Here is a 23,439-nt window from a genome sequence, read left to right as displayed (position 1 = left end):
AACCGAACCGACGTGCAGAACAGTCCCGACGTGCAGGAGAGCCGCGACGTGTCCCGGAGCGGGAACGACAAGGACGTGGAATTCACCAAGGGCCACGGCACCCAGAACGATTTCGTGGTGCTGCCCGACCCGGAGGTCCGGCTGGACCTGACCGTGTCCCGGGTGGCGGCCTTGTGCGACCGGCGCCGCGGGCTCGGCGCCGACGGTGTGCTGCGCGTCGCCCGGGCGGGCGAACTACTCACCGCGGGGGTACTCGACGAGTACCCCGAGGATGTGGGCCCGGGCGATTGGTTCATGGATTACCGCAACGCCGACGGTTCGATCGCGGAGATGTGCGGGAACGGGGTTCGGGTCTTCGCGCACTATCTCGTGTCCCGCGGTCTGGCCGAGGGGCCGGAGTTCGTAGTGGGCAGCCGGGCCGGGGCGCGTCCGGTCGTGGTGCATTCGGCCGGTGCGGTCGTCGGCGAGGTTACCGTGCAGATGGGTCCGGTGCGGGTGCTCGGTGCTTCGACCGCCACGGTGGCCGGATGGGGCCATCCCGGCCTGGGGATCGATGTCGGCAATCCGCATCTGGCGTGTGTCGCGGATCTGTCGCCCGGTGCGCTGGCCGAACTGGATCTCACGGCGCCTCCCGGATACGACCCCGATATGTTCCCGCGGGGCGTGAATATCGAGATCCTGACCGGACTCGATGCCGACGGCACGGTCGATATGCGGGTCTATGAACGCGGTGTCGGCGAGACCCGCTCCTGCGGTACCGGGACCGTCGCCGCAGCCGCCGCGGCCCTGGCGGCCGACGGATTCGATCTCGCGGACGGGACCGGCGAGGTCGGCGTCCGGATTCCGGGCGGGCAGGTTCGCGTCGGGCTGAGCGCGGGCGCGGCGTGGCTGCGCGGCCCCTCCGAACTGCTCGCGACGGGCCGGCTCGCCGCGCAGTGGTGGGAGGCGCTGTAGCCGCGTCCGGACGGAAAATCATGTGCGCCGACCAGCGCATCAGTGGCAGCATGGATGGTGTATGAGAAATTCTGACATTTCCGGGACCGTGAACGGGTCCCCTGAATCGTTCGACGCGCAGGAGACGGATTCGGTCGCCACCGTCGACGATATCGACTCGGGTGCGCCCGATGCCAGCGGAGCCACGCCGAGTACCCGGCGTGGTAATTGGTCCGCCGATCCGACCACCGGCGAACTCCAGCTGGACGAGCGGAGCGCGCTCCGCCGTATCGCGGGTCTGTCCACCGAGCTCACCGATATCACCGAGGTCGAGTACCGGCAGCTGCGACTGGAGCGTGTCGTGCTGGTCGGGGTGTGGACCGAGGGCAGCGTGGCGCGGGCCGAGGCGAGTATGGCCGAACTGGCCCGGCTCGCTGAAACCGCCGGATCCGAAGTGCTCGAAGCCCTGATCCAGCGGCGCGACCGGCCCGATCCCGCGACCTATATCGGGTCGGGTAAGGCCGAGGAGCTGCGCGCGGTGGTGTTGGCCACCGGCGCGGACACCGTGATCTGCGACGGTGAGCTCACCCCGGCACAGCTGACCGCGTTGGAGAAGGTCGTCAAGGTCAAGGTGGTCGACCGGACCGCGCTGATCCTGGACATCTTCGCCCAGCACGCCACCTCCCGCGAAGGTAAGGCGCAGGTCGCGCTGGCCCAGATGGAGTACATGCTGCCCCGGCTGCGCGGCTGGGGTGAATCCATGTCGCGGCAGGCAGGCGGCCGGGCCGGTAGCAATGGTGGGGTGGGCCTGCGCGGCCCCGGCGAGACCAAGATCGAAACCGATCGGCGGCGGATCCGGGAGCGGATGGCCAAACTGCGGCGCGAGATCCGAGAGATGAAGACCGCCCGCGACACCAAGCGCGCGCGGCGCACCTCCAGTGGCGTGCCGTCGGTGGCCATCGTGGGTTACACCAATGCCGGTAAATCGAGCCTGATGAACGCGCTCACCGGCTCGGGCGTCCTGGTGCAGGACGCGCTGTTCGCAACCCTCGACCCGACCACCCGCCGCGCCGAGCTGGAGGACGGCCGTGAGGTGGTGTTCACCGATACCGTCGGTTTCGTCCGCCACCTGCCCACCCAGCTCGTCGAGGCATTCCGCTCCACTCTGGAAGAGGTCACCGGCGCGGATCTGCTGCTGCACGTGGTGGACGGTTCCGACGCGCTGCCCGCCGAGCAGATCAAGGCGGTCCGGGAGGTCGTTACCGAGGTGATCCGGGAATCCGGACAGCCCGCGCCGCCGGAACTGCTGGTGGTGAACAAGATCGACGAAGTCGATCCGGTGGAACTGACCCGGCTGCGCGGGATGCTGCCCGGGGCCGAGTTCGTCTCCGTGCACAAGGATCTCGGTATCGACCGGTTGCGTACCAGGCTTGACGAAGTTCTCGGCGGGCTGGATGTGGAAGTGAGCGTACTTCTTCCGTATACTCGCGGCGATTTACTCGCCAGAATCCATGCCGACGGCCGGATTTCGCGATCCGAGCACACCGAGAACGGCACCCGGGTCCAGGCGCGCGTACCGAATGCGCTGGCGGCAGCGCTGTCCGGTTATGCCAACGCAGGCGCCGCACCGGCCTGACGGATTCGCACACACCCAGCCCGGGCTGATCTAGGTCCAGAAAATGTGGGACATTGCATAACCCTGTGGGATATCGACCCATGTCGATTCACAATCGGTATGAGTCGACCTCAGGAGGGTTTTATGTCACAGATTGGCCGCACCGCGTTCGGCGGCGACGACCGACAGCGCAGGGCGCTGATGGACCGGACCGGGCTCAGTGACGGCGCGCCGGCTTCGGTCGATCCGAGTGCGATCGACCTCCGGGTTCTGGAGGCGGCCTTGGCGCCGCTCCGGGTCTGGAGCAGTCCCCGTTTCTTCGGCTTGGACAACATCCCCGCCGAAGGTCCGGTGCTACTGGTCGCCAATCACAACCTGCTCGGCTTGATCGACGCGCCGCTGCTGCTACCGGAAGTGCTGCGGACGCGCGGCCGGTTGATCCGCGGTCTCGCCGAGAATCTGCTCATCTCCGTACCGGGTGTACGGCATCTACTGCATTACTACGGATCGGTGCGCGGGACCCGGGACAACTGCCGGACACTACTCGACCGGGGCGAAGTCGTTCTCGTCTTTCCCGGTGGGGGCCGGGAGGCGATCCGCCGCAAGGGGGAGAAGTACGCGCTGCGGTGGGAGGGCCGCACCGGCTTCGCGCGGATGGCCATCGAATGCGGTGCGCCGATCGTGCCGGTGGCGATGATCGGGATCGACGATGCCTACGACATCATCGCCGACAAGGACGACCGGTTGCTGCGACCGCTGCGACTGCTGGTCGAATCGCTCGGTATCCACGCCGAGCTCACTCCGCCGCTGGTGCGCGGTATCGGTATCACGCCTATTCCGCGTCCCGAACGGTTCTATTTCACCGCCGGGACGCCCATCGATACCGGGCCGTGGCGCGATACCGGCGATATCGACGAGGCCGCGGAACAACTCTCGCGGGTGGTGCAGAAGGCGGTGCGGGAGGAACTGCTCTTCCTGCTCGGCCATCAGGCCGTCGATCGCGGCCGCACGCTCGGCGGACGGTTGCGCGAACTGCTGCCCGTCTGACGCGGGCCGGTCCCGCCGGTGAATGAGAAGGCGGTGCGACTGTCCCGCGCGGGAGGGGAGCACCAGGTAATTCGGGCCGTGAAGTGAACAATGATTCGCATTCCGGGTACGGTGGATCACAGTGACGGGCCGGCGCGGTCCCGTCCGGAGTGTTCACTAGGAGGTTGGTGTGGAGCGCACACTGTTCGAGCCCGAGCACGAGCTGTTCCGGGAGTCGTACCGCAAGTTTCTCGAGATGCATGTGGCGCCGTTCCACGACCAGTGGGCGGAACAGGGCGTCGTGGACCGGTCGGTCTGGCTCGAGGCCGGTAAACAGGGCTTTCTGGGTATGGCTATGCCGGAGGAGTACGGCGGCGGTGGTGTGCAGGATTTCCGCTACAACTCCATCATCACGGAGGAATCCGTACGCGGACAGTACTCCGGCCTCGGCTTCAGCCTGCACAACGATGTCATCGCGCCCTACCTGCTGGAACTGGCCAACGTGGAGCAGAAACAGCGCTGGCTGCCGAAGTTCTGTTCCGGCGAGCTCATCACCGCCATCGCCATGACCGAGCCCGGCACCGGTTCGGACCTGCAGGGCATCAAAACCCGCGCGGTCCGCGACGGTGACGATTGGGTCCTCAACGGTGCCAAGACTTTCATCACCAACGGCATCAACTCCGATATCGTCCTCGTCGTCGCCCAGACCGACCCCTCCGCCGGTGCCATGGGCTTCAGCCTGCTGGTGGTGGAACGTGGGATGCCGGGCTTCGAACGGGGCCGCAACCTGGACAAACTGGGCCTGAAAGCACAGGACACCGCTGAACTCAGTTTCACCGATGTCCGGGTCCCCGCGGCCAACCTGCTCGGTGAGGAAGGCAAGGGCTTCATCCACCTGATGCAGAACCTCCCGCAGGAGCGGCTGTCGATCGCGGTCATGGCGGCTGCGGCGATGGAGTCCTGCCTGGACTACACCTGCCAGTACGTCCGCGACCGCAAGGCCTTCGGTAAGCCGATCGGCGCCCTCCAGAACACCCGGTTCGTGCTCGCCGAACTGGCCACCAAGACCACGGCCGTGCGGGTGCTGGTCGACCGCTGCATCACCGAGCTCAATGCGGGCACCCTCTCGGCCGAGGATGCCGCCATGGCCAAATGGTGGAGCACCGAGGAGCAGGTCGACCTGATCGACCGCTGCCTGCAGTTGCACGGCGGCTACGGCTATATGCGCGAATACCCGATCGCCCAGGCCTACCTCGATGCGCGGGTGCAGACGATCTACGGTGGCACCACCGAGATCATGAAGGAGATCATCGGGCGCAGCCTGAAGCTGTCCTGAACGCCGGGAACCCTCGGGATCCAGTGTGGCCAGTCGTGTGAACGGGGCGGGCGAGGGACCGCCCGCACACGAGGAGAAGGCAACTCCGGGATCGGGTGTCTCGGTGGTCAACGGCACCGTCATCACCTTCTGCTGACGGTCGGTCGGTCCGGCCGCTCCGGGATCCACCGGAGCGGCATGTGACGGTCCCGGTTCAGGATCCGCCGGATCCCGCCCGCCCCGGCCCGGTGATCAGCGGAAGGTCCAGGGTCGTGCGGATACCCGGTGCGGCGGCCACCACCGCGGGGACCGCGTTGACAACCCGCATGGCCGTGGCCACCAGGCCGGCGTGGTTGTGGTCGCCGTTGTCGCTGGACAAGCAGAGATCCATGGCGTAATTCGGCTCGCCGGTGATCTCGACGCGGTACGAGCCGCCCTCCTGGGCCGGCCGCGGCCAGTCGGGCGCCAGATCCGCGCGCGTCCGGGTGATGTGTTCCAGTACCGTGACGACGCGGTCGCCGACCATTCCGCGGACCTCGAATCGCATGGCCGCGGTGGTGCCCGCCGCGACCGTGCCCGCCGCGATCTCGATGTCCTCGGGCGCGGGAATCCGCTCGTGGGTTTCGGTGACGGCGTCGAGTTCCACGCCCAGCCCGGCCGCCAGCTGGCGCACCACGCTGCCCCAGGCCAGGGAGAGCACCCCGGGTTGCAGGAGCATCGGGGTCTCGTCCAGAGGTTTGCCGAACCCCATGATGTCGAACATCACCGCGGCATTGTCGTAGGTCGCGTAGTCCAGTATCTCCATGCAGCGGATCTGGTCCACCCGCCGGCAGGTACCGGCCAGCGCCAGCGGCAGCAGGTCATTGGCGAAGCCCGGGTCGATCCCGTTGACGAACAACGACGCACCGCCCGCGGCGGCCGCCTCCTCGATCGGGGCGAGCATCTCCGGCGGCAGCACCTGCCAGGGGTATTGCAGGAAGACCGGGGCGCTCGCGGCAATATTGACGCCTGCAGCCAGAATCGTGCGCAGATCCGCGAGCGCCTCGACGAGCCGATTGTCGGTCATGGCCGTGTAGACCACGCAATCCGGTTTCGTGGCCAGGAGCGCGGCGGCGTCGGTGGTGGCCAGGATCCCGGTACGGACCTGCGACCCGGCGAGTTCCCCGGCGTCGCGGCCTTCCTTGGCGCTGCCGGACACCTTGACGCCGACCAGTTCGAGCCGCGGATCATCGATGATCCCGGCCAGGGCGTGGCGGCCGACATTGCCGGTGCCCCAGTGCACTACGCGATACGTCACAGCTGTCTCCTCACAGATCCGGAATCGGGATATCGAGATTCGGGGCGATCAGGCCGCCGTCGGTCTCGATCACCTTCCCGGTCAGGTAACCGCCGGCAGGGGATGCCAGGAACAGTGCGGTGGCCGCGATATCGGCGGGATCGCCGATCCGGCGCAGCGGGGTGGCTTTCTCCAGGGCGCCGCGCAGGGTGTCGTCGGCGGCGACGACCTCGAGCGCGGAGGTCGCGATGGAGCCGGGGGCGATGGCATTGACCCGGATGCGCGGGCACAGATCCATGGCGGCCAGCCGGGTGTAGTGCGCGAGCGCGGCTTTGGCGGTGCCGTAGGCGGCGAAGGCGCGGCCGGGGAGCCGGCCCATCGTCGAGGTGATGTTGATGATCGACCCGCCGTCGGCGGTGTCCAGCATGATCGGTACGGCGGCCCGGACCAGGGCGTGGGCATTGGCGACATTGAAGCCGAAGGCCTGGGTCAGGGCGTCGGGTGTGGTGTCCAGTAGTGGGGTGGGCATGGCGCCGCCGACATTGTTCACCACGATGTCGAGCCGCCCGAACTCCGCCGCCGCGGTCTCGGCGAGGGCGGCGCAGGCCGCGGGATCGGCCAGGTCGGCGACCACGATATGGGCCCGGCGACCCGCCCGGCGGATCTGCTCGGCCACTGCGGTCAGTTCGGATTCGGTGCGGGCGGCGATCACGACGTCGGCTCCCGCCTCGGCGAAACCGAGGGCGATGGCCGCGCCGAGTCCGCGCCCGGCACCGGTCACCACGGCGACCCGGTCGTCGAGCCGGAACCGGTCCAGAATCATGGCGCCTCCTGAAGTAAGCTGATGTCGACTATTCGACGTCGTGTTATCGAATAGTCGATGCAGTGTAGATCCCGGGATACCGGGCGACAAGGGAGCATCGGATATGGCGACGGCCGGATCCCCGCCGACACGCCGGGTGGTGGCGGTGGTCGAACTGCTCGCGGAATCGGAGCGGGCGCTGACCGTTTCGGAGATCGCCGAACGTCTGGAACTGGCCCGGGCCACGGTCACCGCGGTGCTCACCGAGCTGTGCGAGGCGCATTGGGTGGTCCGGGACGCGAGCCTGGCCTACCGGCGCGGACCCGCATTGGCCCGCCTGTCACCCGCCGAACCCGTGGGCGCGGCGGTCGCGGTGGGCGCCGAGCTGGCGGCTCTGGCCGAGGCCGCCGGTTGCGGAGCCACCCTGAGCCGGATCTCCGACGATCAGCTCACCATCGTCGCCAAACAGTACGCGGGTGCGCGGATAGTGCCGGGTCTGTCCGTCGGGCAATCGGTTCCGGTCGTCTACCCGGCGGGGGCCGCGGTGATGCCGTGGCGGACGCCCGCCGAACGGCAGCGCTGGCTGGCGACGACACACGGGCGGACCGGGGCGGCGGAACTACTCGGCTTCGTCACCGCACACGGATTCGCCATGTTCCGGCCCGAAGCCGACGACGCCGGGCTCGTGGATCTGCTGACCGAACTGCTCGGCGCGCTCGGCGCCGAACTCCTGCGGCCGAAGTTACGGGCCGAGGCACTGCGCCAGCTCGGCCGATTGACCTCGCGCGCATATACCGAGGCCGATATTCGCACCCGGCACCCGCTGCCGCTCAGCTATGTGTCCGCGCCGGTCTTCCATGGCGACGAAGCACCCTACGAGGTCCAGCTCGGCCCGTTGCGGGCGGAGGCCGGTCCGGCGGACCGATCCCGGTATATCGACATCGTGCGCGCGGGCGCCCGATCGATCTCGGTGGCACTGCGGACCGCGGACGGGTGAGACGGGGCCGCGGTAGCGCCGATACGACCCTCGCGGAGCTCAGGTGTCGTATTCGCCGCGCAGCAGCCGGGCCACCTCACCGGCAGTCCAGTGTCCGGCGGCGCCCGGGCGACCGGCCAGATAACCGGCTGCCTCGTGGACCGACCATCGATGTGCCGCACGCAGACCCGTGCCGATCCGATGGAGGTACGCGGCGGCCGGTGGGTTCCCGGCGATCTCGCGCCAGCGCCACGGGGCGGTGCAGGTCAAGATGGGAAGGCCGTCGAATATGCCTGGGCAGACCAGGGTTTCGTAGCGGCCGGGGCCGAGGCGTGACCGGCCCGTGCGCACCGCCTCGGACAGGTCGAGGTCGGTGCCGGCCGGACGATACATCTCCTGGGCGACGATATCGCTGAACTGCGACCGGGTGAGCAGGTAGGCGCGCACGGGGGTCTCGGCGGGGGCGGTGGGATCGTAGAAGGCGCGGCCGCCGGTCCAGATCGCCGATTGAGTGGCGAAATACAGCAACCCGGGCAGCGTCGGCGCGATCGTACGCGCCGGCGCCGCCCGGTCGCGGCAACCCTCCAGGGCACCGGGCCCGGTACCGGGCGGGCGATGGACCGTGCCGGCGGGGCGGGCCCCGGTGAGGTAGCAGCGCAGGCGCTCCGGATCGGCATTCGATCCGTAGGCGGCATACCAGACCCGGTTCGGGATCGGCCCGGAGCCGAGTCCCGAACGTGGCCGGACGACCGCGACCTGGGGTACTGCCATGGGCTCCTCACCGCCACCGGGAGATGGTCCGGCGCCGGCGCGTGCCCGGTGCCGGCAAACGGTCTCAGACCTTGCGGATCACGGTGACGACTTTGCCGAGAATGCGGGCGTCGTTACCCGGAATCGGCTCGAAATGCGGATTGTGCGGCATCAGCCAGACGTCCTTGCCGCTGCGTTTGAACGTCTTCACGGTCGCTTCGCCGTCCAGCATCGCCGCGACGATATCGCCGTTGTCGGCCACATTCTGCTGCCGGACCACCACCCAGTCACCGTCGCAGATGGCTGCGTCGACCATGGACTCGCCGACCACCTTCAGCAGGAACAGCGAACCGTCGCCGACCAGTTCGCGAGGGAGTGGGAACACGTCTTCCACCGCCTGTTCCGCCAGGATCGGGCCACCGGCGGCGATTCGGCCGAGCACCGGTACATAGGTCGGGATCGGGTGATCGGTATCGCCGGCCGCCTCGGTGGCAGCGGTGGTATCGGCGGGCGGCAGCGTGGTCACCGAGCGGACCGCCTCGTCCATACCGCGGACGTCCACGGCGCGGGGACGATTGGGGTCGCGGCGTAGATACCCCTTGCGCTCCAGGGTGCGCAGTTGATGGGCGACCGAGGAGGTGGAGTTCAGGCCGACCGCGTCACCGATCTCGCGGATGCTGGGCGGATAGCCGCGCAGACTCACCGAGGACCGGATGACCTCGAGCACCTTGCGCTGACGCACGGTGAGATCCGCACCGGTCACCCCCGGTTCGGTGCCGGGGCCGGCCCCGGCACCCGTGTCGTCTGATTGGCTCACCACAACCGCCCTTTCTCGTCGGTTTCCGGCCCGGTGACCGCCGTCCCGGCAGACGGCCCGGACCGGCTGTGCCCGAGGTTTGATGTCGTGCAGTGAATCTAGTCGGCCCTCTCCGATCTATCAAACATCTGTTCGAGGTATGTCCGGCGTTGCTACTGACATTATCCCTCCGGCGTGGTAGAAATCGAACATTCGTTCGTCGAACATGTGATCGAATACCGATGGTTCCGCGAGCAACCAGCACGGAGGTCTATCCGATGAACACCGCCATCAGCGTGACCGGTACCGGCACGCGGGAAGACGTCGCCGCCCGGGTGCAATGTGGTCCGGTCCCGCCGGGGGAGACCGGAACCGCCCATCCGGACGAGGGCGGGTTGCCGGGCCCGGACACGCGGCGGCCCGCCCTGCTCCGCCCCTGTGCCGCGGCACCGCACCGGGGCGGGGGGAACGGGTACCGCCCGCTCGTCCGGCCCACGGCGCCGGTAGCGCGCCGCGGGCCGGCGGTGGCACCCCGGCCCCGGCCACCCGAACCCGGCGATCTGGTCGAGCGGGCCCGGGCCGGCTACGCGGCGACGGCACTGACCGCCGTGATCACCGCGACGGTGGTGGTCGCCTTCCTCGCGCTGGCGCATCTGCGGGCTCCGGATCCGGCGCCCGGGCCGACACCGTCCGGAATTCCGGCCGGGTCGGTGCCCGGTCCGGCGGCCGAGGCACCCGGGCCCCGGTAGCGTGCCGGCGGCGCGTGTGTCCGGACCAGGGGTGAGCGCGCGCACGGCACACCCCGTACCGGTATCCTCGACGTGTTATGCACTCGAGCCGGTGCGTGTGACCGGCCCACCCGTACCCGGGCACCGGCCCGGTACCCGCGCTCGCCGGACCCGCGACCGGCGCCGGTTCGGCCGCGAGCGTTCGCAGCGACGAAGGACCCCGGATGCACTGCCCGTACTGCCGACACCCCGACTCCCGGGTCGTCGACTCGCGACTGGCCGACGAGGGCGCCGCCATTCGCCGCAGACGCTCCTGCCCGGAATGCGGCCGTCGCTTCACCACGGTGGAGACGGCGATCCTGTCGGTGGTCAAACGCAGCGGGGTCACCGAGCCGTTCAGCCGGGAGAAGGTGATCCGCGGGGTGCGGCGCGCCTGCCAGGGCCGCGAGGTCGACGACGACGCGCTGAACCTGCTGGCCCAGCAGGTGGAGGACGCGGTCCGGGCCAAGGGGTCACCCGAAGTGCCGAGTCATGAGGTCGGCCTGGCGATTCTCGGGCCGCTACGCGAACTGGACGAGGTGGCGTATCTGCGTTTCGCCTCGGTCTACCGATCCTTCACCTCCGCCGAGGATTTCGAACGCGAAATCCGGGATATGCGCCAGGCCCGGGCGGCGGTCGGCCCCGGGGACTGACCGGGCGGAGTCAGCGGCGCACGGCCGCGGCCGCTTTCTGTATCCGCTTGACGGAGACCGGATACGGTGTACCCACCTTCTGGGCGAACAGGCTCACCCGCAACTCCTGGATCATCCACCAGATCTCGGTGACGTCGGATGCGGTCCGGCGCGCTTCCGGTAGCCGGGCCAGCAACTGATCGTAGGCACCCAGTGCGGTGTCCACCTCGGCCATCGCCTGGCGGTCGCGTACCGCGGACCCGGGCAGCGCCGCGAGCCGGGCCCGCGCCGCGCGCAGATACCGGGGCAGTTCCCGCAGCCGGGCCGGGCCCCATTCGGAGACGAACCCGTCGAACAGCAGCTCCGCCAGCTGATCCCGGACATCCTCGGCGATATCGGCTTCCCGCACACCGTGCAACGCGGTCGACACCTCGTGCGCCGCGGCCAGCACCGGCACAACCAGCCGGACGATCCTGGTGACCACCTCGTTCAGCTTCGGCCGCAGCGCCGACACCAGACGCTCGAACTGCGCGGGGTCGCGGACGGGTCCGCCCGCGGCGGCGATGAGCTGGTCGGCCGCCGCGGCGCGGCAGTCCTCGACCAGCGCGTCGACCGAACCGTACGGGTTCTGGCTGAGGACCAGCCGGTCCGCCGGGGACAGGCCCGCGGTGACGGCACGTACCGAGGTGGGGACGGCGTTGAGCACCAGCGCCCGGGTTCCGGCCCGCATGGCCCGGGTCTGTTCGGCGGGCGAGGTGAGCACCCGGACCGCGACTCCGTCGGCCTCCGGCACCAGCGCGGGGTAGCCGGTGATGGTCTGACCGCCCACTTCCCGGCGCACCGTGGCGTCCAGGGTGCCCAGGGATTCCGAGGTCCACACCGTCGCGGGGGCGCGTTCGGCATTCGCCGTGGCCGCGGCCACCGAGGCGGAGACCTGATCGGCCAGGCGGGTCCGCAATTGCGCCAGACTCTTGCTGGTGGTCAGGACGCGGCCGTCGGTGTCGGTGGCGGCGAAGGTCATCCGGAGATGCTCGGGGAGCGCGGCCGGGTCCATATCGCCGGGTGCGATCGGCGTGGCCGCCAGGCGGGTCAGCTCCCGGGCCAGGCCGGTCCGCAGCGGTTCGGCACGCGGGGTGAGCACGCGCAGAGCGGCGGCGGCGAAATCCGGCGCCGGGACCACCGTGCGCCGCAACTGTTTCGGCAGGGTCTTGATCAGCGCCGCGGCGAGTTCCGCGCGCATTCCCGGTACCAGCCAGTCGAACCCGACCGCCCGGACATGGGCCAGCTGCGCCACCGGAATGCGCACGGTCACACCGTCGTCGGCCTGGCCCGGTTCGAACTGGTAGGTGAGTGGGAAGGACAGCTCGCCCTGGCGCCAGGCGTCCGGGAAATCCGTGGGGTCCAGCGTGTTCGCGTTCTCGTTCACCACCGTCTCGGTCGTGAAATCGAGCTGGTGCGGGTCCTGTCGGCGGGCCGTCTTCCACCAGGCGTCGAAATGCCGGACGGAGACGATATCGGCGGGGATCCGGCGGTCGTAGAACTCGAAGAGCACCTCGTCGTCGACCATGATGTCCCGGCGCCGGGCGCGGTGCTCGAGATCGGCGATATCGTCGAGCAGCGCCCGGTTGCGATGGAAGAACTCGTGCCGGGTCTGCCATTCACCCTGCACCAGGGCGTGCCGCAGGAACAGTTCTCGCGAGACCTCGGGGTCGATCCGCCCGTAGTCGACCGGCCGGCCGGTCACCAGGGGGACGCCGTAGAGGGTGACGCGTTCGTAGGCCCGGGCGGCGCCGCGTTTGGACGACCAGTGCGGTTCGGAATAGATACGTTTGACCAGATCCCCGGCGAGCCGTTCGGCCCATTCGGGTTCGACGCGGGCGGCGATCCGGCCCCACAGTCGTGAGGTCTCCACCAGTTCCGCGGCCATCACCCAGCGGGGCGGCTTCTTGGCCAGCGACGAACCAGGGAAAATCATGAACTTGGCGTTGCGGGCGCCGAGGAACTCGCGGGATTCGGCTTCCCGCACCCCGATATGCGACAGCATGCCCGACAGCAGCGCCTGATGGACGGCGGTCGCGTCCCACGGATCGGTGTCCGAGGTCATCTCCTCGACGGGCCGAGGGGCCGCCGGGGCGGTCCGTACGGGTCCGGCGGCTTCCGGCTCCGGCTTCGCACCGTTGGGTCCGCCTCCGCGCCGCGGATCGTTCCTCGAACGTGCGGGGCGAGAATCCTTGGTCTCGGGCTCGGCGGCCGGCTCGTGCAGCGACCAGCCCATCCCCTTGGTAATGGTGCGCAGCTGGCCGTACAGGTCCTGCCACTCGCGGATCCGCAGGTAGTGCAGGAACTCCTCGCGGCACATCCGCCGGAAACGATTCGCCGACAGCGCCCGGCGCTGCCCGGTGAGGTATTCCCACAGTCGCAGGTACGTCAGGAAATCCGAGTTCGGCACGGTGAACCGGGCATGTTTCGCGTCGGCCGCCTGCTGCTGGTCGACCGGCCGTTCGCGGACGTCCTGGATCGACAGGGCGGCCACGATCACCAGCATCTCGGCCAGGCAGCCGTTGCGGTGGGCTTCGACGAGCATCCGCCCCATGCGCGGGTCCACCGGCAGTCGCGCCATTTCCCGGCCGGTCGGCGTGAGGGTCGGGCCCGAGTCGGCCCGGCGGCGTCGCCGGACCGCGACGGTCTCGTCGCGATTCGCGGAATCCGCGTCCCGGCCATCGGTTTCCGGGGCCGCCGCCGACGGGCGCTCGTCCGGTGTGCCGCGGGTGAGGGCGCCCAACTCCTCCAGCAGCGCGACACCGTCGCGGACCGCGCGCTGATCGGGCGCCTCCACGAACGGGAACCGTTCCATCTCACCCAGTCCGAGCGCGGTCATCTGCAGGATTACCGCGGCGAGGTTGGTACGCAGGATCTCCGGATCGGTGAACGCCGGACGGGATTCGAAATCGTCCTCGGAGTACAGGCGGATGCAGATACCGTCGGCGACACGGCCGCAGCGGCCGGACCGCTGCCGCGCCGATGCCTGCGAAACAGGTTCGATCGGCAGCCGCTGTACCTTTGTCCGCATGGAATAGCGGGAGATTCGGGCGGTCCCGGGGTCCACCACGTAGCGGATACCCGGCACGGTGAGCGAGGTCTCGGCGACATTGGTGGCCAGTACCACCCGACGGCCGGTGTGCGGGGCGAACACCCGGTGCTGTTCGGCCGCGGACAGCCGGGCGTACAGCGGCAGGATCTCGGTCCGGGAGAGTTTCAGGTCCGCGAGCGCGTCGGCGGTATCGCGGATCTCCCGTTCCCCGGACAGGAACACCAGCACATCGCCGTCACCCTCGGCGAAGAGTTCGGTGACCGCGGCGCAGATCGCGTCGACCGGGTCGCGGTCGACCGGCCGGTGATCCTCTTCCTCGTCTTCCTCCTCCGGCGCCGGCAGGGCGAGTGGCCGGTACCGGATCTCGACCGGGTACGACCGGCCCGAGACCTCCACGATCGGCGCCGGGTTGCCCGTGGCATCGGCGAAGTGTCGGGCGAACAGTTCCGGGTCGATGGTGGCCGAGGTGATGACGATCTTCAGATCCGGCCGCCGGGGGAGCAGCTGCTTCAGGTAACCGAGCAGGAAATCGATATTGAGACTGCGTTCGTGGGCCTCGTCGATAATGATCGTGTCGTAGGCACGCAGCAGCCGGTCCCGCTGGATCTCGGCGAGCAGGATACCGTCGGTCATCAACTTGACCAGCGTGTGCTCGGCGGCGTGATCGGTGAAGCGGACCGTGTAGCCGACCGCGTCGCCCAGTTCGGTCCCCAGCTCCGTGGCGATCCGCTCGGCGACCGTGCGCGCCGCCAGCCGGCGGGGCTGGGTGTGCCCGATCGCGCCGCGGATACCCCGGCCCAGCTCCAGACAGATCTTCGGGATCTGCGTGGTCTTACCGGAGCCGGTTTCCCCGGCCACCACCACAACCTGGTGGGCGGCGATGGCGGCGGCGATATCGTCGCGCCGCCCGGTGACCGGCAGTTGCCCGGGATAGGTGATCGCCGGCACCGCGGCCCGCCGGGCCGCGATACGTTCCTCGGCCGCCGTGATCTCGGACTCGATCCGGGACAGGTCGCCGCCGCGCACTCGATCCAGTTGCCGGTGCAGCCGGTGTTCGTCGCGGAGGGTGAGAGAAGCCAACCGGGTACGAAGCTCCCGGTGCGTGACTGCGGTCCTGGTCATTGCATCGACCAGCCTATCGAAACCCGGCGTCCGGCCGGGTCGCGGCCCGGTCCGGTGGCGACGGCCGACGGTGCGGCGGGCGGTGCCCGGCGGATCGAAGATCTCCCCGTGGTCGTCCGGTCGTGCGAGTATGGACGAGGTGCGCTTTTGCGAAAGGCGGTGCGGCATGGCCGGATTCGTACTCGACCAGGCCGGGGTGCGGGCCCTGGTGGCGTTGGCGTTCGCAGTGGCGGCGCTGGTGGTGCTGGCCCGGGTGATATCCGCCGTGCCGGTGCTCGCGACGGGGGAGTCCGCGGGCAGTGCCGGGGGCTGCGGCGACCCGGCGCACGGTGGTGATCACGAATCCGACGCCGCGCATCTGCTGATGTGCGCGGTCATGCTGGTGATGGTGCTGTTCCCCACCCGCGTGCACGGCCACGCCCTGCACGGTGTACTGCTCGCGATGACGCTCGTGTTCACCCTGCTGTTGGGCGATCGGCTCGTGCGCTGGTATCGCGATGCGTATCCACGGTCGGGCCGGCGTGCGGCGGCCATCGGATACCACCTGGTCGCGGCCGCGGTGATGCTTTTCACGATGGCGGGTCACAGCGGTGGCGGACACGGCGCGGACCCGGGGCCGGCCGCCGTATTCGCTGCCCTGTTCCTGACGGACGCCGTCGTGGTGCTGATCTCGGTGCGCGGCGGACGGGCACGCTGGTGGGCAGCGCATCCGGTCGCGGCGGCCGCCGGCCGCGGACTGCCCGTCGCCGTGCTCCCGCATCTCATCATGGATCTCGGTATGGCCTATATGCTGCTGGCCTGACCGCCGGCGGCCCGGCCCCGCAGCACGGTCGAGATCCGGACGTGTTCGGGGGCGAGCGCCGCGCGTAACAGCTCGGCCACCGCACCGGCACTGTCCGCGGCGGCCCCGCAGGTGAACACGTCGACGAAGATATCCCCGGTCTCCGGGTAGGTGTGCAGCGAGGCATGCGATTCGGCCAGTAGTGCCAGCACGGTGACCCCGTGCGGGTCGAACTGTTTACCGACGACCTCGCAGACGGTCACCCCCGCGGCGGACAGCGCGTGCCGCAGCGCGGCCTCGAGCCGCCCGCGATCGTCGCACAGTGCCGGGTCCACCCCACCGAACTCGGCCAGCACATGCCGGCCGCTGAATTCCGCCGCCACCTTCGGCCTCAATCGCTCGCAACGGCGCGCGGGATCACCCCGACACCACCGTGACCTCGTCGAAGACCACATCACCGGCCGCATCCGATTCGGCCAGATCGACCGTGGCGAACAGCGCCCAGCCGTGATCGCCCGCCGGATCGTCGAAGGTCTGGCGCACCTGCCAGAAACCGGGCCGCGTCTCGACCCGGAACAGTTGCGGACCGCGCGCGTCGGGACCGGTACCGATGGTGTCGTACTCATCGAAATAGGGGCTCAGGTCGGCCGCCCAGTCCGGACCGGGGGACAGCTCCGCCAGCTCGTCCCAGCGCTGGCGGGCGGCCAGTTCGACCCGGCGGAACACGGCATTGCGCACCATCACCCGGAACGCGCGCTCGTTGGCCGTGACCGGGCGCACGCTCTCCCCACCGAACGCGATCTGCCCGGCATCGGCCTCCGCACCCGGCCCGGTCAGCTGCTCCCATTCGTCGAGCAGACTGGAATCCACCTGCCGCACCAGCTCGCCCAGCCATTCGGTGAGATCGTCGAGTTCCTCGGTGCGCGCCGACTCCGGCACGGTCCGGCGCAGGGCCCGGTAGGCGTCGGCGAGGTAGCGCAGCACCACCCCTTCGGAGCGGGCGAGTTCGTAGTAGGAGATCAGTTCGGTGAAAGTCATGGCCCGTTCGACCATGTCGCGCACCACCGATTTCGGTGACGGCGCGAACTCCGACAGCCATGGATGCCCGGCTCGGTAGGTCTCGTAGGCGCCCTCGATCAGCTCGGCGAGCGGTTTCGGCCAGGTGATGTCCTCGAGCAGTTCCATCCGCTCGTCGTACTCGATACCCTCCGCCTTCATCTCGGCCACGGCCTCCCCGCGTGCCTTGTGCTGCTGGGCCATCAGCAGCTGCCGGGGATCCTCGAGGGTGGCCTCGACCAGGGACACCATATCGAGCGCGTAGCTCGGCGACGCGCTGTCGAGCAGTTCGAAGGTGGCGAGGGCGAACGGTGACAGCGGCTGGTCCAATGCGAAATCCCGCTGCAGGTCCACGGTGAGCCGTGCGTAGCGGCCGTGCTCGTCGGGTTCGGACAGTTGCTGCACCACACCGGCGTCGCGCAGCGCCCGGTACAGCCGGACGGCGCGCAGGATATGGCGCCGCTGCGCCGGGCGCGGTTCGTGATTGTCCTCCAGCAGATGCCGCATGGCCCGGAAGCAGTTGCCCGGCCGCGCGATCACATTCAGCAGCATGGCGTTGGTGACCGCGAAACGCGACACCATGGGTTCGGGCGCGGCCGCGACCAGCCGGTCGAATGTTTCCTCGCTCCACGAGACGAAACCTTCGGGGGGTTTGCGGCGCTGCACTTTGCGCATCTTCTTCGGATCGTCGCCGGCCTTGGCCAGCAACCGGGTGTTCTCGACCTCGTGCTCGGGTGCCTGCACCACTACGGTGCCCATGGTGTCGAAACCGGCTCGCCCGGCCCGCCCGGCGATCTGGTGGAATTCCCGGGCCTTGAGCCGCCGGGTGCGCACACCGTCGAATTTGGTGAGACCGGTCAACAACACGGTGCGGATCGGGACATTGATCCCGACGCCCAGCGTGTCGGTACCGCAGACGACCTTCAGCAATCCGTCCTGGGCGAGGCGCTCCACCAACCGGCGATATTTGGGCAGCATCCCGGCGTGATGGACGCCGATGCCGTGCCGGATGAGGCGGGACAGCGTTTTCCCGAAACCGGACGAGAAACGGAAGCCGCCCAGCGCTTCCGCGATGGCGTCCTTCTCGGCCCGGGTGGCGAAGTTCGCGCTGGTCAGCGCCTGCGCTCGCTCCAGCGCCGCGGCCTGGGTGAAATGGACGACATACACGGGGGCCTGATGCGTGGTGACCAGCTCGGTCAGTGTTTCGGTGATCGGCGTACGCGCGTAGGAGAAATGCAGCGGCACCGGGCGCTCGGTACCGGCGACCACCGCGGCCGCGCGGCCGGTGCGGCGTTCGAGGTCGGCGGCGAAGAAATCGACCTCGCCGAGGGTGGCAGACATGAGCAGGAATTGCGCGCGGGGCAGTTCGAGCAGCGGCACCTGCCAGGCCCAGCCGCGGTCGGGATCGGCGTAGAAATGGAATTCGTCCATCACCACCTGCCCGATATCGGCCTCCGGACCCTCCCGCAACGCCAGGTTGGCGAGGATCTCGGCAGTGGCGCAGATGATGGGCGCGGTCGGATTCACCGCGGCGTCTCCGGTCACCATGCCCACCCGTTCGGCGCCGAAAACCTCGCACAGTGCGAAGAATTTCTCGCTCACCAGCGCTTTGATCGGCGCGGTGTAGTAGCTGCGCAGCCCCCGGGTCAGCGCGAAGAGATGGGCGCCCACAGCGACCAGTGATTTTCCCGAACCGGTGGGGGTGGCGAGAATGACATGGGACCCGGCCGCCAGCTCCAGCAACGCCTCGTCCTGAGCCGGATAGAGCGCGGTACCCTGCTCGGCGGCCCATATCGCGAACGACTCATACAGTGCGTCGGCGTCGGTCCCCGGTATCTCGAGCAGTTCGGTCAGATCCACCCCGGACACCCTACGTGCTGCCGCAGGTCGATCACCGGCACGGTAGGCGTGTGCCGGGTCTCACCCGCCGGGACGTATCAGCCGCGTTCGTCGTCGTCGCCGGTGTAGCCGCCCTGCTCGGCGAGGAAACGCTCGAATTCGGCACCCAGCTCGTCGCCGCTGGGCAGCTCACCCTCACCTACCAGCAGGCTGGACTGCCGTTCCTGGGCGCTGACGAACGTGTCGTACTGGCGCTCCAGTGCGTGCACCACCGTCTCCACCTCCGCGTTCCCCGCGATGTGCTCGTTGACCTGCTCGCGTACCCGCGCCGCCGCCTCACCCAACGCGGCGAGCGGGAACTCGAGGCCCGCGTTCTCACCGACGTGTTCGAGCAGGGTCTGCGCGGCTTCCGGGTACGAGGTCTGCGCCAGATAGTGCGGGACGTGTACCGAGAAACCCAGCGATTCGTGCCCGTGCTGGGCCATGCGGTACTCCAGCAGCGTGGCCGCGCTCGCGGGTACTTGCAGTTCACCCGGCCAGCGCTGGTTTTCCGGGATGAGATCGCGGTTCGACGAATGCGCGGTGAGCCCCAGCGGCCGGGTGTGCGGAACCGCCATCGGGATGGCGCTCAGACCGATACTGCGGCGCACACCGAGCTGTTCGGACAGCAACCGGACCGCGGTGGTGAACTTCTCCCAGCGCAGATCCGGTTCTATGCCAGCGAGCAGCAGGAACGGGGTGCCTCCGGTATCGCGCAGCGCCCACAGGTTCAGCTCGGGCTCGGCGTACTCGGAGAAATGATCGGTCTTGAAGGTCATCAGGGGGCGCCGCGAGCGATAGTCCAGCAGCTCGTCCACATCGAACGAGGCGACGAGTTCGCTCTCCAGGCTCTCCCGCAGGTGGGTCGTGGCCAGCCGGACCGCGTGACCCGCGTCGGAGTACCCCTCCAAGCCGTGCACCAGGACCGGCCCCGAACCGTCGTCGGACGACAGCTGCGGAGCGGGGAACTCCAGTTCGTACATTCGCGACTCGTAGTCCATCGCGTACTCCTTCCTGCGCGATCCGTGCGGGCGGTCGGGCAACACTGCTGGTATCCGCTGCCGTGCCGCGTGCCGCGAATCGCCTCCATTGTCCCCCATGCAGATGTCGGGCCACACGCGGCCGTACATCGGCTCTCTGTGCTGACAACAGCGGTCGCCGCCGGTGAATTCCCCGCTCCCGGCGGGCGGGTCGGGGAATCGGTGTGGTCTTGTGGCCGGTGAACGCACCGGGGAGTCTGGCACACTCCGCTGGCGGACGTACCCCATTTCCCGGCCGGTAACCCGGTCTCGGTGCCATGGCAGGCCGCTGACCGGAGTTGTCCACAACCCCGAGTTGTCCACAGACTTCCTGAGGACCGGTGTTTTCCCAGCTCACGCCAAGACTGCGGGAGATCCGATACCGCATGCTCGGGCCATGACTTCCGCTGCGCCGTTCTCCCATTCCCCCTCCGCCGACGCCCGGCCGGTCCCGCACCGGGGCGGCCGCCCGGGCGCCGCGCCGCCCCGCGCGCACCGGGCCGCGGGACGCTGCCCCACCGCGCGGGCGCTGACCGCACCCGGCGGCTCACGTGTTCCGTCGCCCCCGGCATCCGGTGGGAACGCTTCCGCCCCGCGCCTCCCCGGGCGGCCTACCTACGAGTACGCCGCGGCTACGCGAGCCCGCTGCGCCGACCGGGCCGGTCACGAGTACGACCGCCCGCTCCGGACCGGACCCGCCCGGCTCGACGACCCGGGAGATCTGCTCGCCGCGCTCCCCGCCATGCTCGGCTTCCGGCCGGAGCGTTCGCTGGTGCTGGCCGTCCTGTGCGCGGCGTCCACGGCGGAGAGTGCGGTCATCGATCTCGTGGTGCGCTTCGATCTGCGCCATCCCGGCACCGGCGCGCCGTCCGATACCGAGACGGTGGCCGCCGCGGCCGCCCGGATCTGTGCCCGCCCAGGAGTGGTCGGAGTGCTCGCCGTCCTGGTGGACGATGCGCTGACCGAGGGGGAACCGGCCGGACCGCAACGGATTCCGGTCTTCGGAGAACTGGAACGGCAACTGGCATCCTGTGCGGTGCCGGTGCGCGGCGCCTGGGCCGCTCGGTCAATCGCGGCCGGGCAGCCGTGGTGGAGTGTGACGGGTCCACCGTGCCGCGGGCGGATCGCCGATCCGGTGGCCTCGACGGTGACCCTCGACCGGGTTCTGGACGGGCGGCCGATCCGCCGTAGCCGGGACGAACTGACCGCCTTGGTCGCCCCGGACGATATGCTGCGTGCGCGGGTGTCGAGCGAACTGCAGGATGCCAGGAATCGCGCCAAGGACAGATATGTGGCCGCCGCGCAGCGCGGTGATCCGGCCGGATATCTGCGCGGCGAACTGATGACCGTGCTCTGGCTCATCGCGAACGCCGAATCCGGCCCCGGACTCGATGCCCGGGAGCTCGCCCAGATCACCGTGGCCCTGCGGGACCGTGAGGTCCGCGACGCCCTCTTCGCCGTGGCGGATACCGCGCACGCCGAAGCGGCCGAAAGCCTACTGGCCCTGCTGACCCGTGCGCTGGACGGTGCCGACCGAGCGGAAGCGGCGACCCTGCTCGGCTATTTCGCCTATGTGCGAGGCGACGGCCCGTTCGCCGGAATCGCCCTGGACGCGGCGCTGGACGCCGAGCCGCACCACTCGATGGCGGCCCTGCTGCATACCGCGCTGGAGGCCGGTATGCGACCCGAACGCCTCCGCGATCTGGCGCAGTGCGGCCGCGACGCCGCCACCGCCCTCGGCGTCGACCCGGCCGCCGTGTGGTGAGGCCCGCTGCGCCCGGATCAGCGTGCGCTGTGTGCGCGCGAGCCGAGGCCCCGCAGATAACTCCAGGCGGTGGAGACGATCTCGTCGAGGTCGTTGTGCTCGGGTCGCCAGCCGAGTTCGTCGATCGCGCGCCGGCTGGAGGCGATCAGCACGGCCGGGTCACCGGCGCGGCGCGGGGCATCGACCGCGGCGATGGGCCCGCCGGTGACCCGTTCGCACGCCGAGATCACCTCGCGTACGGAGAAGCCCGTACCGCTGCCGAGATTGAACACCCGATGGGTGCTCGTCGCGGCGGTCTCCAAGGCCAGCAGATGTGCCTGCGCCAGGTCCAGGATGTGGATGTAGTCGCGGACCGCGGTGCCGTCGTGGGTCGGCCAATCGGTGCCGAATACCGAAATGGAATCCCGATGTCCCGCGGCCACCTGCAGCACCAGCGGAATCAGATGCGTCTCCACCACCCGGTTCTCGCCGAGGCCGCCATAGGCCCCGGCCACATTGAAATAGCGCAGGCTGGTGGCGGCCAGCCCGTGGGCGACGGAATACGAGGTGATGGCGTGATCGATCGCCAGCTTCGACGCGCCGTACGGGTTGGTGGGGCGAGTCGGTGCCTCCTCGGTGATCGGAACCTGTTCCGGCTCGCCGTACACCGCCGCCGTCGAGGAGAAGACGAGTCGCCGGGTATCGGTTTCGCGCATCGCGTCCAGCAGCGCGAGGGTTTTCACCACATTGCCGTGCCAGTACTTTTCGGGCCGCTGTACCGATTCGCCGACCAGCGATTGTGCCGCGAAATGCAGAACTCCGTCGAATTGCCGGGCGCGCAGCAAGTCCGGCGCGGCCTCGGCGATATCACCTTCGACGAATTCGACGCCCTCGGGCACCCCATCGGCATTACCCGTCGACAGATCGTCGAGGACCACCACTTCGTGTCCCTGCTCCCGCAGCACGAGCGCGCAGACGCCACCCACATATCCGGCTCCGCCGGTGACCAGAAGTTTCATCGATCAGACCAGCTTCACCTGAACGGCGTGGGCCATTTCGTCGGGCAGTTCGTACCCCGAGTGGCCCGGCACCGTGATGACGACGGCACCCGGTTTGCTCTCGACGGTGACCCGGGCGTCGGGCACCACGCCGGCCTCCCGCAGCCGGCCGATCACCTCGGGGTCGGTCTGAATGTGTTCGGCCAGCCGGCGCACCACCACCGCGTGCGTACGGCCCTGCGGCAGTTCGGACAACCGCTTCAGCGGTTCCTCCAGCGACTGGGCCGCGGAGATACCGAGTTCGTCCAGGCCGGGGATGGGGTTGCCGTAGGGAGAGGTCGTGGGGTGGTTGAGCACCTCGACGAGCCGCCGTTCGACATCCTCGCTCATCACATGTTCCCAGCGACAGGCTTCGGCATGCACGTTCTGCCAGTCCAGGCCGATGATATCCACCAGCAACCGCTCGGCCAGCCGGTGCTTACGCATGACCGCGACCGCCATACTGCGGCCCTTCTCGGTCAGTTCGAGATGCCGGTCACCCGCGACGAGCAGCAGTCCGTCGCGTTCCATCCGGGCCACGGTCTGGCTGACCGTGGGGCCACTCTGCTCGAGGCGCTCGGCGATCCGGGCCCGCAGGGGTACTACGCCCTCCTCCTCGAGGTCGTAGATGGTACGGAGATACATCTCCGTGGTGTCGACCAGATCCTTCACTGTTGCCCCTTCGTCGGCACGAATTCTACCTGCGCACCAGCGACCCCGGTCGAATCGAACGGGTCGCCTGACGCGATGGGAATACATTCGGCGCGCGGCCCGACGCCGCAGTCGCGCATACATGTATTTCTACTGCATGACAACGTGCGAT

General features: G+C 69.2%; 19 protein-coding genes. 9 read left to right on the top strand and 10 right to left on the bottom strand.

Annotated elements, in window-relative coordinates; translation table 11 throughout:
• The first annotated feature begins 75 nt into the window (after positions 1-75).
• From dapF to NGR01S_RS23150, 4 genes are all read left to right on the top strand, one after another.
• The gene (gene dapF / locus NGR01S_RS23165; protein WP_063040338.1) at positions 76-954 is read left to right on the top strand and encodes a diaminopimelate epimerase; all 879 of its coding nucleotides are present in this window, start codon (positions 76-78) and stop codon (positions 952-954) included.
• A 61-nt stretch (positions 955-1,015) separates the two neighbouring features.
• On the top strand, positions 1,016-2,569 hold the full coding sequence (gene hflX, locus NGR01S_RS23160; protein WP_084481620.1) for a GTPase HflX: 1,554 nt from the start codon (positions 1,016-1,018) through the stop codon (positions 2,567-2,569).
• A 123-nt stretch (positions 2,570-2,692) separates the two neighbouring features.
• A complete protein-coding gene (locus tag NGR01S_RS23155; protein ID WP_063040236.1) occupies positions 2,693-3,595 on the top strand; it encodes a lysophospholipid acyltransferase family protein in 903 nt (300 codons plus the stop codon).
• Positions 3,596-3,764: 169 nt separating this feature from the next.
• A complete protein-coding gene (locus NGR01S_RS23150) occupies positions 3,765-4,910 on the top strand; it encodes an acyl-CoA dehydrogenase family protein (RefSeq protein ID WP_063040234.1) in 1,146 nt (381 codons plus the stop codon).
• A gap of 193 nt (positions 4,911-5,103) precedes the next feature.
• Here the strand turns inward: NGR01S_RS23150 and NGR01S_RS23145 are convergent, their stop codons facing one another.
• Both NGR01S_RS23145 and NGR01S_RS23140 read right to left on the bottom strand, forming a co-directional pair.
• Positions 5,104-6,186, bottom strand: a complete 1,083-nt coding sequence (locus tag NGR01S_RS23145; protein ID WP_063040227.1) for an NAD(P)H-dependent amine dehydrogenase family protein — start codon at positions 6,184-6,186, stop codon at positions 5,104-5,106.
• A 10-nt stretch (positions 6,187-6,196) separates the two neighbouring features.
• Entirely contained in the window at positions 6,197-6,988 is a 792-nt protein-coding gene (locus NGR01S_RS23140) for an SDR family oxidoreductase (protein WP_063040225.1), read from the bottom strand.
• Between the two features lie 103 nt (positions 6,989-7,091).
• Between NGR01S_RS23140 and NGR01S_RS23135 the strand changes: the two genes are divergently transcribed.
• Positions 7,092-7,964, top strand: coding sequence for a helix-turn-helix domain-containing protein (locus NGR01S_RS23135; RefSeq protein ID WP_063040223.1), 873 nt, complete (start codon positions 7,092-7,094; stop codon positions 7,962-7,964).
• Positions 7,965-8,003: 39 nt separating this feature from the next.
• Here the strand turns inward: NGR01S_RS23135 and NGR01S_RS23130 are convergent, their stop codons facing one another.
• Together NGR01S_RS23130 and lexA are read right to left on the bottom strand one after the other, a co-directional pair.
• On the bottom strand, positions 8,004-8,714 hold the full coding sequence (locus NGR01S_RS23130) for a hypothetical protein (RefSeq protein ID WP_063040221.1): 711 nt from the start codon (positions 8,712-8,714) through the stop codon (positions 8,004-8,006).
• Between the two features lie 64 nt (positions 8,715-8,778).
• The gene (gene lexA, locus NGR01S_RS23125) at positions 8,779-9,510 is read right to left on the bottom strand and encodes a transcriptional repressor LexA (protein WP_084481633.1); all 732 of its coding nucleotides are present in this window, start codon (positions 9,508-9,510) and stop codon (positions 8,779-8,781) included.
• A 257-nt stretch (positions 9,511-9,767) separates the two neighbouring features.
• On the opposite strand from lexA, the gene NGR01S_RS23120 reads away from it, so the two are divergent.
• Both NGR01S_RS23120 and nrdR read left to right on the top strand, forming a co-directional pair.
• The gene (locus NGR01S_RS23120; RefSeq protein ID WP_157107393.1) at positions 9,768-10,238 is read left to right on the top strand and encodes a hypothetical protein; all 471 of its coding nucleotides are present in this window, start codon (positions 9,768-9,770) and stop codon (positions 10,236-10,238) included.
• A 203-nt stretch (positions 10,239-10,441) separates the two neighbouring features.
• Complete coding sequence (gene nrdR, locus NGR01S_RS23115; RefSeq protein ID WP_039825717.1) at positions 10,442-10,909, top strand: transcriptional regulator NrdR; 468 nt, start codon at positions 10,442-10,444, stop codon at positions 10,907-10,909.
• Positions 10,910-10,919: 10 nt separating this feature from the next.
• On the opposite strand, the gene hrpA is transcribed toward nrdR, so the two are convergent.
• Entirely contained in the window at positions 10,920-15,101 is a 4,182-nt protein-coding gene (gene hrpA, locus NGR01S_RS23110) for an ATP-dependent RNA helicase HrpA (RefSeq protein ID WP_063040333.1), read from the bottom strand.
• 166 nt (positions 15,102-15,267) lie between these two features.
• Here hrpA and NGR01S_RS23105 point away from each other — a divergent pair, with 166 nt between their 5' ends.
• Positions 15,268-15,903: a DUF5134 domain-containing protein gene (locus tag NGR01S_RS23105; protein WP_063040217.1), complete on the top strand. Its 636-nt coding sequence runs from the start codon at positions 15,268-15,270 to the stop codon at positions 15,901-15,903.
• Here the strand turns inward: NGR01S_RS23105 and speD are convergent.
• The 3 genes from speD to NGR01S_RS23090 form a co-directional block, all read right to left on the bottom strand.
• Entirely contained in the window at positions 15,885-16,265 is a 381-nt protein-coding gene (gene speD / locus NGR01S_RS23100) for an adenosylmethionine decarboxylase (protein WP_218020817.1), read from the bottom strand. The genes NGR01S_RS23105 and speD overlap by 19 nt on opposite strands.
• A gap of 34 nt (positions 16,266-16,299) precedes the next feature.
• On the bottom strand, positions 16,300-18,798 hold the full coding sequence (locus NGR01S_RS23095; protein ID WP_063040212.1) for a DEAD/DEAH box helicase: 2,499 nt from the start codon (positions 18,796-18,798) through the stop codon (positions 16,300-16,302).
• A gap of 77 nt (positions 18,799-18,875) precedes the next feature.
• Entirely contained in the window at positions 18,876-19,817 is a 942-nt protein-coding gene (locus NGR01S_RS23090; protein ID WP_063040210.1) for a PAC2 family protein, read from the bottom strand.
• 415 nt (positions 19,818-20,232) lie between these two features.
• Here NGR01S_RS23090 and NGR01S_RS23085 point away from each other — a divergent pair, with 415 nt between their 5' ends.
• Positions 20,233-21,600 carry a DUF4192 domain-containing protein gene (locus NGR01S_RS23085; RefSeq protein WP_063040208.1) on the top strand — a complete coding sequence of 456 codons (1,368 nt, stop codon included), beginning with the start codon at positions 20,233-20,235 and terminating at the stop codon, positions 21,598-21,600.
• 17 nt (positions 21,601-21,617) lie between these two features.
• On the opposite strand, the gene galE is transcribed toward NGR01S_RS23085, so the two are convergent.
• Both galE and NGR01S_RS23075 read right to left on the bottom strand, forming a co-directional pair.
• Positions 21,618-22,598, bottom strand: coding sequence for a UDP-glucose 4-epimerase GalE (galE, locus tag NGR01S_RS23080; protein ID WP_063040206.1), 981 nt, complete (start codon positions 22,596-22,598; stop codon positions 21,618-21,620).
• Between the two features lie 3 nt (positions 22,599-22,601).
• Positions 22,602-23,288, bottom strand: a complete 687-nt coding sequence (locus NGR01S_RS23075; RefSeq protein ID WP_063040204.1) for an iron-dependent transcriptional repressor DtxR — start codon at positions 23,286-23,288, stop codon at positions 22,602-22,604.
• Positions 23,289-23,439: the final 151 nt, after the last annotated feature.

It is taken from the genome of Nocardia grenadensis NBRC 108939, assembly GCF_001613445.1.
GTDB classification, from domain to species: Bacteria; Actinomycetota; Actinomycetes; order Mycobacteriales; family Mycobacteriaceae; genus Nocardia; species Nocardia grenadensis.
Note: the sequence above shows the minus strand (reverse complement) of the source record. Positions and strands in the feature narration are given on the sequence as shown.

Bases quoted from the DNA above. Each gene is read 5' to 3' on its own strand.
- hflX (WP_084481620.1), top strand. From the start codon at position 1,016: ATGAGAAATTCTGACATTTCCGGGACCGTGAACGGGTCCCCTGAATCG.
- NGR01S_RS23155 (WP_063040236.1), top strand. From the start codon at position 2,693: ATGTCACAGATTGGCCGCACCGCGTTCGGCGGCGACGACCGACAGCGC.
- NGR01S_RS23140 (WP_063040225.1), bottom strand. From the start codon at position 6,988: ATGATTCTGGACCGGTTCCGGCTCGACGACCGGGTCGCCGTGGTGACC.
- NGR01S_RS23135 (WP_063040223.1), top strand. From the start codon at position 7,092: ATGGCGACGGCCGGATCCCCGCCGACACGCCGGGTGGTGGCGGTGGTC.
- NGR01S_RS23130 (WP_063040221.1), bottom strand. From the start codon at position 8,714: ATGGCAGTACCCCAGGTCGCGGTCGTCCGGCCACGTTCGGGACTCGGC.
- NGR01S_RS23120 (WP_157107393.1), top strand. From the start codon at position 9,768: ATGAACACCGCCATCAGCGTGACCGGTACCGGCACGCGGGAAGACGTC.
- nrdR (WP_039825717.1), top strand. From the start codon at position 10,442: ATGCACTGCCCGTACTGCCGACACCCCGACTCCCGGGTCGTCGACTCG.
- hrpA (WP_063040333.1), bottom strand. From the start codon at position 15,101: ATGACCAGGACCGCAGTCACGCACCGGGAGCTTCGTACCCGGTTGGCT.
- NGR01S_RS23105 (WP_063040217.1), top strand. From the start codon at position 15,268: ATGGCCGGATTCGTACTCGACCAGGCCGGGGTGCGGGCCCTGGTGGCG.
- NGR01S_RS23090 (WP_063040210.1), bottom strand. From the start codon at position 19,817: ATGGACTACGAGTCGCGAATGTACGAACTGGAGTTCCCCGCTCCGCAG.
- NGR01S_RS23085 (WP_063040208.1), top strand. From the start codon at position 20,233: ATGACTTCCGCTGCGCCGTTCTCCCATTCCCCCTCCGCCGACGCCCGG.
- galE (WP_063040206.1), bottom strand. From the start codon at position 22,598: ATGAAACTTCTGGTCACCGGCGGAGCCGGATATGTGGGTGGCGTCTGC.